This is a genomic window from Brachybacterium sp. p3-SID957 (assembly GCF_025144775.1).
GTDB classification, from domain to species: domain Bacteria; phylum Actinomycetota; class Actinomycetes; order Actinomycetales; family Dermabacteraceae; genus Brachybacterium; species Brachybacterium epidermidis.
Map to the genome: position 1 here is coordinate 17,372 of NZ_JALXKT010000042.1, position 12,256 is coordinate 29,627.

Annotated in this window: 8 protein-coding genes; 5 read left to right on the forward strand and 3 right to left on the reverse strand. The window is 74.9% G+C overall.

Annotation, left to right across the window (positions count from 1 at the left end; genetic code table 11):
• Positions 1–8: 8 nt before the first annotated feature.
• Positions 9–662, reverse strand: a complete 654-nt coding sequence (locus tag M3B01_RS09975) for a TetR/AcrR family transcriptional regulator (protein WP_259791763.1) — start codon at positions 660–662, stop codon at positions 9–11.
• 100 nt (positions 663–762) lie between these two features.
• On the opposite strand from M3B01_RS09975, the gene M3B01_RS09980 reads away from it, so the two are divergent.
• On the forward strand, positions 763–3,981 hold the full coding sequence (locus M3B01_RS09980; protein ID WP_259791765.1) for a PD-(D/E)XK nuclease family protein: 3,219 nt from the start codon (positions 763–765) through the stop codon (positions 3,979–3,981).
• A complete protein-coding gene (locus M3B01_RS09985; RefSeq protein WP_259791767.1) occupies positions 3,978–7,241 on the forward strand; it encodes an ATP-dependent DNA helicase in 3,264 nt (1,087 codons plus the stop codon). The genes M3B01_RS09980 and M3B01_RS09985 overlap by 4 nt, the downstream gene beginning before the upstream one ends.
• On the opposite strand, the gene M3B01_RS09990 is transcribed toward M3B01_RS09985, so the two are convergent.
• Positions 7,242–8,189, reverse strand: a complete 948-nt coding sequence (locus tag M3B01_RS09990) for a phosphotransferase (RefSeq protein ID WP_259791769.1) — start codon at positions 8,187–8,189, stop codon at positions 7,242–7,244.
• Positions 8,190–8,237: 48 nt separating this feature from the next.
• On the opposite strand from M3B01_RS09990, the gene nudC reads away from it, so the two are divergent.
• The 3 genes from nudC to M3B01_RS10005 all read left to right on the forward strand — a co-directional run bounded on the left by nudC (position 8,238) and on the right by M3B01_RS10005 (position 11,944).
• Positions 8,238–9,149, forward strand: a complete 912-nt coding sequence (nudC, locus tag M3B01_RS09995; protein WP_259791770.1) for an NAD(+) diphosphatase — start codon at positions 8,238–8,240, stop codon at positions 9,147–9,149.
• A gap of 70 nt (positions 9,150–9,219) precedes the next feature.
• Complete coding sequence (locus M3B01_RS10000) at positions 9,220–11,334, forward strand: ATP-dependent DNA helicase UvrD2 (protein ID WP_259791772.1); 2,115 nt, start codon at positions 9,220–9,222, stop codon at positions 11,332–11,334.
• Between the two features lie 313 nt (positions 11,335–11,647).
• The gene (locus M3B01_RS10005) at positions 11,648–11,944 is read left to right on the forward strand and encodes a WhiB family transcriptional regulator (protein ID WP_259791774.1); all 297 of its coding nucleotides are present in this window, start codon (positions 11,648–11,650) and stop codon (positions 11,942–11,944) included.
• Positions 11,945–11,966: 22 nt separating this feature from the next.
• Here the strand turns inward: M3B01_RS10005 and M3B01_RS10010 are convergent, their stop codons facing one another.
• A complete protein-coding gene (locus tag M3B01_RS10010) occupies positions 11,967–12,125 on the reverse strand; it encodes a DUF5679 domain-containing protein (RefSeq protein WP_010551122.1) in 159 nt (52 codons plus the stop codon).
• Positions 12,126–12,256 lie beyond the last annotated feature (131 nt).

The following is a 12,256-nucleotide window of genomic DNA, read 5'->3' on the forward strand; positions in this document are numbered from 1 at the left end:
CCCGGAGTCTATCGGCCGGTCCCTGGGTGCGAGGCATCGGCCGCGGGGGAGACCGTCCCGGCCACCGAGGCGTCGGGGCGGGGCTCGAAGCCGGTGAGCCCGTGCACGGCCAGGACCGTGACGGTGTCCAGGATCTGCCCGCGGTCGGGCTCGGCAGCGCCGTCCAGCATCGCGGCGGTGCTCTGCGTCAGGGAGATCATCGCGCGACCGATCACTCGCGCCTGCTCGTCGGTCATGCTGCGGGCGGCCAGCAGCACCGTGGCCAGTGACACCGCCATCTCGTCCAGCACCCCGGAGACCCGTGCGGAGATCTGCTCCGAGACCTGCTCGTGCCCGGTGAACAGCCGCAGCGCGGACTGTTCGGTGACCAACTGGTAGAAACCCCCCAGACCGGCTCGCACCCGCTCGAGCGTGGTGCCCTCGAAGTCGGCGAGCTCCGCGATGCCCTCGATCAGGCGCTGCCCGGTCACCTTCACCACCTCGTCGTAGAGGTCCTCCTTGGAGGCGAAGTGCTGGTAGAGGACGGGCTTGGTGACGCCTGCGGCCGTGGCGATGTCGTCCATGGACGTGGCGTGGAAGCCGTTCTGGGTGAACATCGGGATCGCGGTCTCCAGCAGCTGGGTACGACGCTGGTCGCGCGGCATCCGGGCCGAGGGTGACATGGGGCGACCTCCGAGTGACGCGTGTGATGCGAGGCACCTGAGCGGTGGTCGGCCACCATACTCCGCCTCGCTCGTCGCACCCATGCGGTGCAATGGATCCATGCAGAACGCCCCCGCCCGCCCCGGCCCCGATGGTATGGGGGCCGGTGCGCTCACCCTGCTGGGGCCCGACCCGTCAGCGGTGCCCCCGGTGCTGCCCCTGGAGCAGCTGGCTCCCGCACAGGCCACCGCGGCGGACCACGTGAGGGAGGGCCGCCATGTGCTCGCCCACGGTGGCCCCGCCACCGGGCGCACGGCCCTGGCCCTCAGCGCCGCAGCCGCTCTCTCCCAGGAGCACGGCGGCGAGGTGCTGCTGATGGCTCCTCGCCGGGCCACCGCCGCCCACCTGCGCGATGCCCTGGCCGCGCACGGCACCCCCGGTGTGCGGGTGGCCACCCCTGCGGCCCTGGGGTACTCCGTGCTGCGCGCCGCCGCCCTGGCCGCCGGCCGCGGTGAGCCCTCCCTGGTCACCGGTGCGGAGCAGGACGCCCTGCTGGCCGACCTCATCGCCGCCCGCACTGCATGGCACCTCGAGGTGGAGCCCGCCGCACGCACCCTGCCGGGCTTCCGCACGGAGCTGCGGGACGTCCTGGCCCGCGCTGCCGAGCTCGGGCTCGGCCCGGCCGGCCTCGAGCGGCTCGGCCTCGAGCACGACCGGCCGGCCTGGCGCGATGCCGCGGCGGTGCTGCGGGACTACCTGGGCGTGCTGGACCTCGAATCCGCCGCCGCCCTCGATGCCGGCCCCCGACTCGACGCCGGCTCCCTGGTGCGCCGCGCCGCCCGCCTGGTGAGCGAGGGGACCGTCTCGCCCCCGGCACGGGCCGTCGTCGTCGACGACGCACAGGACCTCACCGCCGCCGGCATCGCCCTGGTCGTGGCGCTGGCCGCCACCGGGGCACCGGTGCTCGCCACCAGCTGCCCGGATGCCGCCGTGGACACCTTCCGCGGGGCCCTGCCGGATGCCGCCGCGCGCCTGCGCGAGCAGCTGCCCGGGCTCGTGCACGAGGTGGTGCTGGCCGGTGCCCACCGCGTCGATGCCCGCATCGTCGATGCCGCCGCGGCCCTGCGCTGGCGGCTCCCGCTGGCCGGGGCGCCCGCTGCCACCCGCCGACGCGAGGCACCGCCGTCCCGGGCCGGTGCCGACGGGCAGCGGGGCGGCGTCCAGGCCCTGCGCGCCTCGGACCGGGCCGAGGAGGCCCACCTCATCGCCTCCGCGCTGCGGGACCTGCACCACCGCGAGCAGATCCCCTACGACCGGATGGCCGTGGTGTGCCGTTCGGGCGCCGCCGTCGCCGAGCTCGCCGATCTGCTCACCCGCACCGGCCTGCCCGTGCGCACACCGCGCCGCCCCCGCCCGCTCCGCGAGGAGCCCGTGGTCCAGGACCTGCTGCGACTGGTCGAGATCGGTGCGACCGGCGTGGAGCAGATCGACCCGCTGACCGCCACTGCGCTGCTGCACGGCCCCTTCGGCGATGCCGACGCCCTGCGCTTGCGCCGCATCCGTCGCCTCCTGCTGCAGGCCGCACCCGCCGAGGACTCCGCCGGCGAGCACGCCGACAGCCAGCAGTTGCTGGCGCGTGCACTGCTGCACTCGGACGTCCCCGGGCTGCCCGCCCCGGACGCTCGCGGCCGCACCGCCGCCCCGGTGCACCGGATCCGGGCCATGATCACCGCCGCCCGCGAGCACCGCGAGGGCAGCGCGGCCGAGGTCCTGTGGGCGGCCTGGGATGCCTCGGGCCTGGCCACAGGGTGGCGCGCCGCCGCTCTCGGTGCGCGCCACGGGTCCGAGGGTGCCCGTGCCCGCCTGGCCGGCAGCCGCCTTGACGCCCTGCTGGAGCTGTTCGCCGCCGCCGAGCGCCTCACCGACAGGCGACCCGGTGCCGGGCCCCTCGACCTGATCGAGCAGGTGCGCTCCCAGGCCGTGGTCGAGGACACTCTCGCGCCGTCGGCCGCTCCCCGGGGCAGCGTCGAGGTGCTCACCCCCGCCCAGATCGCCGGCCGGCACCGCGAGGCGGTGGTGCTGGCCCGCCTGCAGGAAGGCGTGTGGCCTGACCTGCGCCTGCGCTCCACCCTGCTGGGCGCCGTCGAGCTCTCCCTGCTGCCCGGAGGGCGCGCCGGCTCCCAGCTGCCGCAGGACCCGGAGGCCCTGCGCGCCGTGCAGCGCGAACAGGTGATCGCCGATGAGCTGCGCCTGGCGGTCAGCGCCCTGGGCCGTGCCCGCCGCCACGTCCTGGTCACCGCCGTCGAGGACGACGACCACACCCCGTCGGCCCTGTTCGACGTGCTGGAGGACATCGCCGAGGGCGACTGGCTCGACCTCGAGGCCCTGCGCGCGGACCCGGGGCCCGCCCCGGACCCCCGCCGCCTGGTGGCCGCCCTCAGGCGGGCGCTGCACCACCCCGACCCGGAACGCGCTCGAGACGCCGCCCTGGCCCTGGCGGCCCTCGGTGCGGCCGGGGCGCCCGGAGCCCAGCCGGAGCAGTGGTACCACCAGCAGCCCAGCTCCACCGCGCCGCTGCAGGAGCCCGGGGCGCCCATCCGCCTCTCGCCCTCCGCCCTCGAGCGCGCCCACGACTGTCCCCAGTCCTGGCTGATGGAGCGCGCCGGTGGCTCCCGCGGCTCCGGGCCGGCCCAGAGCATCGGCACCGCCCTGCACCGCCTGGCCCAGGACCATCCCCGCGGTGGGCAGGACCTCCTGGAGCAGCTGCACTCCCTGCTGCGGGACTTGCCCGGTGCCGACACCTGGTCCGGCCGCCGCCGCGTGCGGCGCGCGGAGGACGCCGCACAGCTGCTCGCCGCCCACCTGGCCGCCTCCCCGCCCCCGCTCGCCGTCGAGGCGCCCTTCGAGGTCGCACTGGGCCCGGTGCTGCTGCGCGGCACCGTGGACCGCATCGAGGGGGATACGGGAACCATCCGCGTGGTGGACCTCAAGACCGGCCGCGTCGCCAAGACCGCCAAGGCCACCGAGCAGGACCTGCAGCTGGCCGCCTACCAGGCGGCCGTGCGCGAGGGAGCGCTCGCCGATCAGCTGGGCCCCGATGCGCCCCGGCACCTCGCCGGTGCCCAGCTGGTGCACGTCGGCACCGGGGGCCGCACGGCCGCGGTGCGCACCCAGCAGGCGCTCACCCGCGCCGAGGACCCGGCCTGGTTCGACACCGTCGTGCGCCAGGTGGCCACCGACGTCTCCGGGGCCCGGGTGATCGCGCGCCTGAACTCCCACTGCACCCGCTGCGCGGTGCGCTCCTCCTGCCCCCTGCAGCCCGAGGGGGCGCAGCTGTGAACACCCCTCTGTCCGCCGCCCGCCTGGCAGCCCTGCTCGAGCAGCCGCCCCCCACCGCGGAGCAGACCGCCGTGATCGAGGCGCCCCTGGCCCCCATGCTGGTGGTGGCCGGGGCCGGCTCCGGCAAGACGGAGACCATGGCCTCCCGGGTGGTGTGGCTGATCGCGAACGCCCACGTGCAGCCCCGCCAGGTGCTGGGCCTGACCTTCACCCGCAAGGCCGCCCACGAGCTGTCGGCCCGCATCGCCGCCCGCCTGGGGGCGCTGGCCGACGCCCTGCGCGCCGAGGGACTGCCCCTGCCGCCCGGCCTCGAGCGCGGGGGCGACGACCTGGTGGGCCAGCGCCCCGTGGTCCACACCTACAACGGCTTCGCCCTGGACCTGGTGCGCGAGCACGCCCTCGCCCTCGGCGTGGACCCGGACCTCACCATGATGTCCACCTCCGCCTCCTGGCAGCTGGCCCACGGCATCGTCGAGTCCTGGGACGACTCCCTGGACGTGGAGGCCTCCCCGGCCACCCTCACCGCCGCCCTGATCTCCCTGACCTCCTCCCTCGCCGACCATCTCGTGACCCCCCAGCAGCTGCGCGAGCACCTCGAGCAGATCCGCGACCACCTCACGGGGATCCCGCTGCAGGTGCAGGGACGGCGCCGCACCACCCCGAAGAAGGTGGCCGCCGCGCTCGACTCGATCGAGACCAGGCTGGCCCTGGTCCCGCTGCTGGAGCGCTTCGCGGCGGTGCGCCGGGAGCGCGGCGCCCTCGACTTCGCCGACCAGGTGTCCCTGGCCGCCCGCATCGCCCGCGAGGTCCCCGCCGCCGGCCGCCTGGCACGGCGCATGCACCGCGTGGTGCTGCTGGACGAGTTCCAGGACACCTCCGTGGCACAGCTGCGGATGCTCACCGACCTGTTCGGGCCCGGCCACCCCGCCTGCGCGGTGGGCGACCCGCAGCAGGCGATCTACGGCTGGCGCGGCGCCTCGGCCGCTTCCCTGGCCGGCTTCGCCGAGGCCTTCGCGACCCAGCAGCAGCCCGTCGCCCAGCGCACCCTGTCCACCTCCTGGCGCAACGACCAGGCGGTGCTCGAGGTCGCCAACCGCCTGGCCGGCCCGCTGCGGGCGGCAGGGGAGGGCATCACCATCCCGCAGCTCGAGGCACGACCCGGGGCCGGGGAGGGCGCGGTGGAGATCTGCGAGGCCGCCGACGAGCGCGCCGAGGCCCGCGCCGTCGCCGACTGGATCCAGCGCCGCCGCGCCGAGTCCCCCGCGGACGAGATGCCCAGCGCGGCCGTGCTGGTGCGGGCCCGCCGCCAGATCCCCGCCCTGGTCGAGGGACTGGAGGAGGCCGGGCTCGCGGTCGAGGTGGTGGGCTTGGGGGGCCTGCTGCACCGCCCCGAGGTGGCCGATGTGCGGGCCCTGCTGCAGTGCGCCCACGACCCCACCCGCGGGGATGCCCTGATGCGCCTGCTCACCGGGCCGCGGTTCCGCCTCGGCGCCCGCGACCTGGCCGTGCTGGGCAGGTGGCGGGACCGCCTCGCGCCCGGCCGCCGCTCCGGCGGCGACGAGGCCGAGGAGGTGTCCCTGGTGGACGCCGTCGACGACCTCCCGCCGGAGGGCTGGACCGACCCGGAGGGCCGCGTGCTCAGCACCGTCGGCCGGGGGCGGCTGCTCCAGGTGCAGGCCCTGCTGCGGAGCATCCGCCGGCTGCTGCCGCTGCCCCTGCCGGATCTCATCACCGCCGCCGTGCACGCCCTCGAGGTGGACCTGGCCCTGCTGGAGCAGGACAGCGGCGGGCGCGCCCTGGCGGACCTGGAGGCCCTGCGCGAACACGCCTCCTCCTTCGAGCGCACCGCCCAGCACGCGGGCCTGGCCGCCTACCTGGACCTGCTGGAGATCAGCGAGGACGAGGAGGCGGGCCTCGCCGTGACCGCCCCGCCCGAGCACACCCGTGACCCGCACGCCGTGACCGTGGTGACCATGCACTCCGCCAAGGGGCTGGAATGGGACCTGGTGGCGGTGGCCGGGCTCACCGAGGGCACCGTGCCCTCCTACGACCTGCGGCGGGCGCGCACGGACGAGACCGGCCGGGTGCGAGTGGCGGCCAGCGGCTGGCTGGGCCCCACCGCGACCGCCTCCGTGCCCACCGGGCTGCGCGGCGATGCGCACACCCTGCCCGAGCTCGCCTGGGCCCAGGCCGACACCCAGGTCGACGCCGAGGAGCTGATCGAGCAGTTCCAGTTCGACCAGGGCCAGGAGTCCCTGCGGGAGGACCGCCGGCTCATGTACGTGGCCGTCACCCGTGCGCGCCGGCGCCTGCTGCTCAGCTCCGCCGCCTGGCGCACCGGCCTTGCCACTGCCCGGCCCCGCTCCCGCTACCTCGCCGAGGTCGCCCCCCTGGTGCCCGAGCCGTTCCGCCGGCGGCAGGAGGTGCCCGAGCAGAACCCTCTTGACTTCGTGCAGCAGCAGGCCCCGTGGCCGCCCGCCCCCGGTCCCGCCGCGCAGAGGCGGGACCGTGCCGAGGGCCTGCTGCACGCCGCCCAGCACGAGGCGCCGGGCGTGCAGCTGCGCGACGAGCGCCTCGCCGAGACCGTGCGCCGCACCCTCGCGGACCTGCGCGACCAGCAGGCCCGGCCCGTCGTGCACTCCCCGCCGCGGCTGTCGGCCTCCCAGGTGGTGCGGCAGGCGCAGGACCCGACCGCCGCTGCCCAGGACCTGCTGCGCCCCCTGCCCCGACGCCCCTCCGCCGCGGCCCGCCGGGGCACCGCCTTCCATGCCTGGCTGGAGGGCCGCTACGAGGGCGCCGCTCTGCTGGACCTCGAGGACCTCGCGGAGCTGACCGAGGACCTGGTGGAGGAGACCGAGGGCAGCGAGGACGCCACCGCGCTGCGCGAGGCCTTCGCCGCCTCCGAATGGGCTGGGCGCACCCCGATCGCGGTGGAACAGCCGGTGCTGACCCGCGTGGGCGGCATCGCGGTGCGCGGCATCATCGACGCGGTCTTCGCCGACCCCGAGGGCACCGACGGCAGCGGCGATGCGGGGGGAGTGATCATCGTGGACTGGAAGACGGGCCGCACCCCCGCACCCTCACGCCTGCGGGACATGGCCCTGCAGCTGTCGCTGTACCGACTGGCCTGGCACGAGCGCACCGGGCTGCCGCTGGGACGGATCCGCACCGCCTTCCACTTCGTGCCCGACGGCACCACGCACGAGGTGCGGCGCCACCCCTCGGCGCAGACGATCGCGCAGATGCTGACGGGGAGGTGATCAGCCCTGCAGGCCGTCGTAGGTGCGCTCGGCCTCTTCGCGGGCCAGCTGCGCCAGATCCCGGTCGAGATCCTCGATCATGCCGCGGGCGTCCGAGACGATCGTCTCGTCGCCGGTGTCCAGGCCATGCAGCAGCCACTCCAGCACCGCGAACTCGCCCAGCGCCTGCGCCCGCTCCACCAGGCGCGGATGGCTCGCGGTGGGCAGCTCCTCGCGGTAGGCCGCGTACAGCTCGTCGAACAGCTCCGGCTCCAAGGTGGAGATCAGCCACGCCAGGTCCGAGGCGGGATCGGCCACCCGCGCGGAGGACCAGTCCTGCACCGCGCTGATCCGGTCCCCCGAGCCGAACAGGTTCTCCTCGCTCATGTCGCCGTGGACGAACTGCGGGGTGAAGTCCCACAGCTCCTCATCGGCCAGCAGGTGCTCCCAGCGCTGCGCCACGGCCGCGGGAAGGTGACCGCCCCCCTGGGCACGGCGCAGGTGCTCGGCGTGCTGGGCGCGCAGCGCGGGGGCGGTGAACGACTCCACCCCCGCGGCCTCCGCCGCGTAGCGGGGAACGGTGTGGATGCGGGCGATGACCATGCCCAGGGAGCGTGCCAGGGCCGGGGAGGAGGTGAGGTCCTCCAGCATCAGGGGACGCCCGGCCGGGGCCTGGCTGATCACCGCCCGGCCGCCCTCGGGCAGCTTCACGAAGCCCAGTACCGGGGGGACCACTCCGCGCAGGGGGGAGCCGGTGAGCGCGTCGGCCACCCGCAGGTCCTTCTCCAGGCGCAGCCCGGCCGCGGTCGAGGCGGGGGAGGAGACCACCACGCGACGGGCGTCCTCACCGACCACGCCGGCCACGTCGAGATCCTCGGCCGGGGTGGCGATCGGGGTGGTCCGCACCGGGACCAGCCCGGGGACCGCCGCCGCGGCGAGCGCTGCGAGGGAGTAGGAGTTGCGATGCACGAGCCCACCGTACCTGCCGGTGCTGCTCGATCCCCGTAGGCTTCGAGCATGGCGAGAGTTCGTGGACCGCACCTGCGCACACCCCTGACCCTGCTGGAGTCCGATCGGGAGGCGCTGCTGCGCATCGAGCCCGAGGTGCTCGCGCCCGGGGACGATGCCCGCTACCTCGTCACCCGCGCCGGCGCCGCCGCTGTCACCGAGGCGGAGGACGGCAGCGTCGGCCTGCTGCTGGAGAGCGAGGACCCGCGTGCCGGGACCCACCAGCCCCTGGTCTTCCTGGGGCGGAGGGAGGGGCTGCGGGTGCTCGCCGTGGAGATCCCCGAGCCCAGCCCCGAGCTCGACGACCCCGGGCGCGACCTGCGCGACCTTCGCCATGTGGCCGACCAGCTGGTCCCGGCCGACGCCGACCTGGCGCTCGCGGCCGTGGCGATGGGCTCCTGGCACCGGGCGACGCGGCACTGCCCGGCCTGCGGGGAGCTGCTGGAGGCAGAGGCCGGAGGCTGGGTGCTGCGCTGCCGTGAGGACGGCAGCGAGCACTTCCCCCGCACCGACGCCGCCGTGATCATGGGCGTGCGCGATGAGCGCGACCGGCTGCTGCTGGCACGCAACGCCCACTTCCGGGGCCGTTTCCACTCGGTGCTGGCGGGGTTCGTGGAACCGGGGGAGACCCTCGAGGGCGCCGTGGTGCGGGAGGTCGCTGAGGAGGTGGGGCTGCACGTGCACACCGTGGAGTACGTGGGCAGCCAGCCCTGGCCCTTCCCGCGCTCCCTGATGCTCGGCTACCGCGTTTGGGCCGACGGCACCCCCTCCCTGGTGCTGCAGGAGGACGAGATCGCCGAGGCCCGCTGGTTCACCCGCGAGCAGCTGCGCGAGGAGCTCGCCGCCGAGCGGATCGAACTGCCCGGCAGCTCCTCTCTGGGACGCGCACTGATCGACGACTGGCTGACGCAGGAGGGATGAGACCGGGCCCTCCGCGCGGCGCGTCCACACGGATGCCCGCCTGTCACAGCTCGCTGGCAGACTGGGGACGATGACCGACCAGCCCGCCCCCGTCCCTGAACCCAGTGCCGAGGACATCCTCGCTGCGCTCGACCCCGAGCAGCGCGAGGTCGCCAGCAGCTTCGGCACCCCGCTGTGCGTGCTGGCCGGTGCCGGCACCGGGAAGACCCGCGCCATTACCCACCGCATCGCCTACGGGGTGGCCACCGGGCAGCTGAACCCCCGGCACGTGCTGGCCGTCACCTTCACCTCGAAGGCCGCCGCGGAGATGCGCTCACGGCTGCGGGACCTGGGGGTGCCCGCAGTGCAGGCCCGCACCTTCCACGCCGCCGCCCTGCGGCAGCTGCGCCACTTCTGGCCGCGTGTGGTGGGCGGCCCCATGCCCGAGATCATGCCGAACAAGTTCGCCGGGGTGGGGGAGGCCTGTCGGCGGCTGCACATGAGCGTGGACCGGGCGGCGCTGCGCGACATCGTCGCCGAGGTCGAGTGGTCCCGCGTCACCATGCTCACCCCGGAGAGCTACCCCGAGGCCGCCGCGCGATCCCGCCGCCCCGGGGTGGCCGGCTTCGACTCCCGCTCCATCTCCCGCATCCTCACGCAGTACGAGGAGGTCAAGAAGGAGCGCGGCGTCATCGACTTCGAGGACGTGCTGCTGCACATGGTGGGCTTCCTCAGCGAGCGGGCGGACGTCGCCCGTGAGGTGCGCGCCCAGTACCGCCACTTCGTGGTGGACGAGTACCAGGACGTCTCCGCTCTCCAGCACGCGCTGCTGCGCCTGTGGCTGGGCACCTCCGACGACCTGTGCGTGGTGGGCGATGCCGCCCAGACCATCTACACCTTCGCCGGCGCCCGGGCCTCCTACCTGCTGGACTTCCCCCGCGAGTTCAAGCGCGCCCGCACCATCCGGCTGGAGCGCAACTACCGCTCCACCCCCCAGATCGTGCGCATGGCCAACACCGTGCTGGACGGCGCCCAGGGCCGCACCCGGCAGCACCGCCTGACCCTGGCCTCCCAGCGCGAGGACGGCCCGCCGCCGCTGATCGAGTCCTTCTCCGACGACCAGGCCGAGGCCGAGGGCATCGCCGCCCGCATCGCGGAGCTGATCGAGCAGGGCCGCCCCGGTGCCCCGGTCACCGCCGCGGACGTGGCCGTGCTGTTCCGCACCAACAGCCAGTCGGAGGCCTTCGAGCAGGCCCTCACCGGGCGTGGCATCGGCTACCTGGTGCGCGGCGGGGAGCGCTTCTTCGAGCGCCAGGAGGTGCGCCGGGCGATGGTGGCGCTGCGCGCCGCGGCCCGCGTGGAGCAGATCGAACCGCTGCAGGCGGTGCGCGACGTCCTCTCCCAGCAGGGCTGGCGGCCCGAGGCCCCCGAGTCCACCGGTGCGGTGCGGGACCGCTGGGACTCGCTGAACGCCCTGGTGGGCCTGGCGCAGACGGTCCTTGCCCGGCCCGGTGCGGGCATCGAGGACGTGGTGGGCGAGCTCGAGGAGCGCGCTGAGGCGCAGTCCGCACCCGTGGTGGAGGGCGTCACCCTCGCCTCCGTGCACGCCGCCAAGGGCCTGGAATGGCCGGTGGTGTTCGTGGCGGGGGCCAGCGACGGCCTGCTGCCGATCTCCATGGCGAAGACACCGTCCGAGGTCGAGGAGGAGCGGCGCCTGTTCTACGTGGCCCTCACGCGGGCCCGTGACCTGCTCACCGTCACCTGGTCGGCGGCGCGGAACCCGGGCGCCCGGGGATCGCGCAAGCCCTCCCGCTTCCTGGACGGCGTGCTGGACCACCCCTCCGCCAAGGGTGGGGGAGCGGGGGCGAGCCCGCGCCGCACCGGGCGCCGCAGCGCCACCGTGTACTCCGAGTGCCGCTCGTGCGGGGGAGCCCTCACGGGGACCCGGGAGCAGCGCATCGGTCGGCACGCCGGCTGCCCACCCACCGCGAGCGAGCAGGTGATGGACGCGCTGCGCGCCTGGCGCCTGGAGCAGTCCCGCGCCACGGGCGCCCCTGCCTACACCGTGTTCACCGACGCCACCCTTGAGGCCCTCGCCGAACGGATGCCCCGCACCGAGCAGGAGCTGCTGGGCGTGCCCGGCATCGGTCCCGCCAAGCTCGAGAGGTACGGCCAGCAGGTGCTGGAGCTGCTGGCGGAGCAGTAGAACCGCAGGTCAAAAAAAGATGTGACGGGGTGTGGGGGCCATGTAGACTCACGCTCGTCAATCGTCCACGTCGTGGTCCGGGACACCGGGGCATGCGCACAGGAGAGGAGGTGTCGCCATGATCGGCAATCAGTTCGAAGCGGTCGGTGGTGCCCTTCTTCGCGCACCCCACCCACTGCGCCTGCGGGGCTATGCCCCGACGGTGTCGTCGCTGAGCTGACGAGGCTCTCGCCTCGCGGTGAGGGCGGCACCGGCGCCTCCCTCCCTTCGCCCCCACGGGCCGTTCCACGACGATCTTCGAAGCAGCGAGACGATGACTTCTTCTTCCACCCTCGCCGGCCTGCTGCCGGTCTCGACCGCGCACACCGCTGCGGTCACCAGCCTGCCCTGCCACGACCCGGAGGCCGCCGATCTGTTCTTCGCCGAACGCCCGGCGGAGCTCGAGCGGGCCAAGGCGCTGTGCTCGGGCTGCCCTCTGCGTGAGGCCTGCCTCGAGGGCGCACTCCAGCGCGGTGAGCCCTGGGGTGTGTGGGGCGGTCAGATACTCGAAGCCGGCCGCGTCATCGCCGTGAAGCGAGGACGGGGCCGGCCTCGGAAGAGCGCCGCGTGAGCGGTGCGCTCTCGGTGGGCGCTCAGGCCTTGCCGAGGATGCGGTTGAGCTTGGTGCCGCACTCGGGGCACACGGCCTTGGCCATGCGGCGGCCGTTGGAGACGACCACGTTCCCCTCGGCCTCGCGCTTCTCGCGGCACTTCACGCAGTAGAACTCTCCGGCGTAGGTCTCGTCGGCCATGTCGGCTCCTCGTTCTTATTGTCGGGTTCGGGCTGTCGGCTCACTGTAACGCCGTGCCGGGACGGGAACGAGTCGAGAACGGATCTCATGCCGTTCTCGTGCCGGGCGGTGCGGCGCACGCTTCGGGCTGG

Bases quoted from the DNA above. Each gene is read 5' to 3' on its own strand.
- M3B01_RS09975 (WP_259791763.1), bottom strand. From the start codon at position 662: ATGTCACCCTCGGCCCGGATGCCGCGCGACCAGCGTCGTACCCAGCTG.
- M3B01_RS09980 (WP_259791765.1), top strand. From the start codon at position 763: ATGCAGAACGCCCCCGCCCGCCCCGGCCCCGATGGTATGGGGGCCGGT.
- nudC (WP_259791770.1), top strand. From the start codon at position 8,238: ATGGCGAGAGTTCGTGGACCGCACCTGCGCACACCCCTGACCCTGCTG.
- M3B01_RS10000 (WP_259791772.1), top strand. From the start codon at position 9,220: ATGACCGACCAGCCCGCCCCCGTCCCTGAACCCAGTGCCGAGGACATC.
- M3B01_RS10005 (WP_259791774.1), top strand. From the start codon at position 11,648: ATGACTTCTTCTTCCACCCTCGCCGGCCTGCTGCCGGTCTCGACCGCG.
- M3B01_RS10010 (WP_010551122.1), bottom strand. From the start codon at position 12,125: ATGGCCGACGAGACCTACGCCGGAGAGTTCTACTGCGTGAAGTGCCGC.